Here is a 3,042-nt window from a genome sequence, read left to right as displayed (position 1 = left end):
GTAGAACACCAAAGCCACGCAAGCAGAAGTGCCGTCATCAATCGTGAAATCATCCGCCTCCTCCGGTTTCCAATACAAACCCGCTTCCCAGCCGCATCGGCGGGGAATGCGCGCTGGGAGAATATGTAGTGGCGCGAGGCCATGGGTCAAGAAATTCCCCCGGACCAGATCGTTTTATGGCATTCCCTCTCAGGCCGGGATTGCGGTCACGCACTCGCGCTCGGGTTTGACATCTACCAAACCGTTCGAAGTCGGCATGCCCTCGGCAGGATACGCATGACCGGGCACACCGCGGATTGCTCTGGCGGCGGCAAGCTCGGACTGCGTACGGTCGTGATTGACTGAACATACTCCACTTGGCCGAAAAAGAAAGTGGTCAACAAAGTCGACCGGAAGCCATCTACATTCAGCATCGGCTGATACTGAACAACCAGCTCAAGCGCTGGCTGTTCAACAACAGCCTCGCCGACGTGGCCCTCTACGCCGGTGAATACTGCCCCACGACTCTCGGCACGGTTCGCGCCGGGTTCGGGACCATCGCAAAGAAGGACTCCAACAGCAAGGCCCGCAACGTTGTCGTCCCTTCAGCCTCGGCAGCAGCATCACGTTCACCTCCTGGAGCAGATGGAGACGGCATCAGAAAAGAACCTCAGAAATTTCGCCTGGGGAGTTCCCTACAAACACGCCCCGGTTCTTCATGATCTCGAACAAGATGGTGGTGTTACTTCCAAGCGGCGCGATGCAGACCGCAGAAGAGGCCGTTCCACCAGCGATGACGATGCCGCCCTGCCCTGCGCCATCGCACTCGAGACTTACATCAAGCGTCGTGGCGACGGACGTGATGCCGCCGTTTTCGTCCGTGACCCCTGGCTCATTGCGTTCAATGATCCCAACGACCTGTTGAGCCATCCGGTTTCGCCAGATCCCTGCCCAGAGCACTCGGAGGTCGTCCTCGACGTCGTCACCAGGGTCGCGCGCGGCGTTGTGGAACCCGGGTGTCGGCCCGCTCACCGATCCGTTGAAGGCACATAACGGGTTAGGCAGCGACAACCGGATCATCGAACTCATCGTAGCCGGTTACAAGCCTTGATGCCGCCACGGGTTGATGAAATGCTGCATGAGTTGCACCAAGATCCGCCAAGGTCCCACGATACACGAATGCTGGCGCGTTGCGCCAACCGCGGCCGGTCAGAACAGCAGCGGATCCCGATGGACCGGCTCGCCGTTGACGAGGATGCGGCGGATGGCGGCCTGCCCGGTGGAGCGCGACACGGCTACTTCGACCTGGATCCCGCCGGCCGTCAGCCGCTCGTCCATTGCCTTGGCGGCCCGTTCGTCCAGATAGTACCGCTCAATGCCGTAGTAGAGACGGTCGCGACGACCGCGGTCATTGACGCCCACCCGAACCAGGCGTGCGCGCAGCACCGGGCGCTCGGGGGAGAACGGCTGCATCGCCGGGTGCAGGCCGGCGACCTCCCAAACGCCGTCCTCGGCCTTTCGCAACGCCGCATAGACTACTTGCTCCGTGGCCAGCCCGGCCTCGGCAGCGATCTTCGGGTCCGCCGTCGAGATGGAAAATCCCAACCTGAGATAGTGTCCCAGCAGGAGGTGGCGCGGGTCCGCGGGTGTAACCCGGAGAATCAGTGTTTCACCCCAGCGCAGGGCATACCCGTGCATCGCGACCATCACGCCAAGCGAGAGGGCCTGGAACAGGAAGGCGGCGGCCGCCCCCACGATGATCCGACGCTTGGTGCTCATGTCGCGCGGTCTCCGGCCCTGGCCGCGGCCCACAGGTCGAACCGGCGTATGACCACAGCCACCGCCACCAGGATCAAGCCTCCGAGGATGAGGTACAGACCGGTCTCGAGCAGCGAGCCGAAGGCGCGGGCGTAGACGTGCAGCACGTGGCCGACAAAGAGAATATAACCCGCGACGCGCCACAGGGGATCGCCGCGCAGGCCGAAGTCGATGAGCCAAAGCACCAGGATCAGGGAAAACGCCGCATGGAGCCAAAAGACCAGAGGGTGTCCGCCGGGCAAATACGGCTGGAAAACGTTGATGAGAAGGATGGCCATCATGCCCGCGGCGTCTCGGCCGGGAATATGGCCGGCGGAACACAGGAAGGCCAGCACCATGGCCGCTACCGAGACCGCCGCGACCAACAGCCAGAAGTCTCCCGCGTCGCCGAACGCACCCGTGTCGCCGCCCACGCCGGTCCACACGTAGAGCAGCACCGAGCCCGCGATCGCGGCGCCGAGTGCGTACCGTTCCATGATCGCAGAGTGGCCGGCGAGCCACGGGGCCCGTTTGGCCGACTTCGAAACTGCCGCCCCCGCCCACAACATGACCACCACGACGAGGCAGGCCACGGTGAACAGCGCGGTGCGTTCGCTGAACGCATCCTGCCTCGTGAATGAAGCGAGGTAGTGGACGTAGTAGAGCAGCGTCACCATGGCGTAGTGCGGCAGGGGCTTCCATTTCCACCGGTCACCGGTGATCACCGCCGCAATCCACAGCGCCGCGAAGATCAACGAGCCGGAATCCTGCCGCGTTTCGAATTGCAAGAGCTCGTTATGCGTCCACAGCAGGAGCGTGACGAACACCAGGTGGAGGGTCAGCTTCGATCTTGCGCCCCAAACGGTGGCGAGACCACCCGCGCACCAGAGCATAATGGCGGCGGATTCACTGTCCGAGGAGATGTGGTACATCTGCGCGATGTTGAAGACGTTGGCCCCGAAGAGGCTGGCGGCCAGGAGAAAAAGGCTTTCCGGAATCCAGCGATGGCTTTCCCTCGCCACGGCCGCGATGCCCGCGGTGTAGAGGACGGCCATGCCGCCCAGCATGATGAGAAGGCGCAGGCCGTAGTCTAGCCCGTCCCAATTCGCCCCGGCAAAGGCCACAATACCGACCACAACCAGGACGATGCCTGCGCCGAGGGCGATGGTGAAGGGTTTGTAGCGCGCCTCGTGGCGGTCGAGGTCGTCGAGGATCGCGGCCCGGCCGGTCTCGGACAGCCATCCGAGATCCACCCATCGGGACAGG

At 63.2% G+C, this 3,042-nt stretch carries 3 protein-coding genes; all 3 read right to left on the bottom strand.

Annotation, left to right across the window (positions count from 1 at the left end; translation table 11 throughout):
* Positions 1 to 636: 636 nt before the first annotated feature.
* A complete protein-coding gene (locus OXF11_20965) occupies positions 637 to 1,059 on the bottom strand; it encodes a hypothetical protein (GenBank protein ID MCY4489560.1) in 423 nt (140 codons plus the stop codon).
* Between the two features lie 129 nt (positions 1,060 to 1,188).
* Positions 1,189 to 1,758, bottom strand: a complete 570-nt coding sequence (locus tag OXF11_20960) for a GDYXXLXY domain-containing protein (GenBank protein ID MCY4489559.1) — start codon at positions 1,756 to 1,758, stop codon at positions 1,189 to 1,191.
* The coding region (locus OXF11_20955) for a DUF2157 domain-containing protein (GenBank protein ID MCY4489558.1) at positions 1,755 to 3,042 on the bottom strand (1,288 nt) is incomplete at its 5' end. The genes OXF11_20960 and OXF11_20955, both read right to left, overlap by 4 nt.

The organism is Deltaproteobacteria bacterium, assembly GCA_026712905.1.
Classification (GTDB): domain Bacteria; phylum Desulfobacterota; class Binatia; order UBA9968; family JAJDTQ01; genus JAJDTQ01.
Note: the sequence above shows the minus strand (reverse complement) of the source record. Positions and strands in the feature narration are given on the sequence as shown.

Bases quoted from the DNA above. Each gene is read 5' to 3' on its own strand.
- OXF11_20965 (MCY4489560.1), bottom strand. From the start codon at position 1,059: ATGATCCGGTTGTCGCTGCCTAACCCGTTATGTGCCTTCAACGGATCG.
- OXF11_20960 (MCY4489559.1), bottom strand. From the start codon at position 1,758: ATGAGCACCAAGCGTCGGATCATCGTGGGGGCGGCCGCCGCCTTCCTG.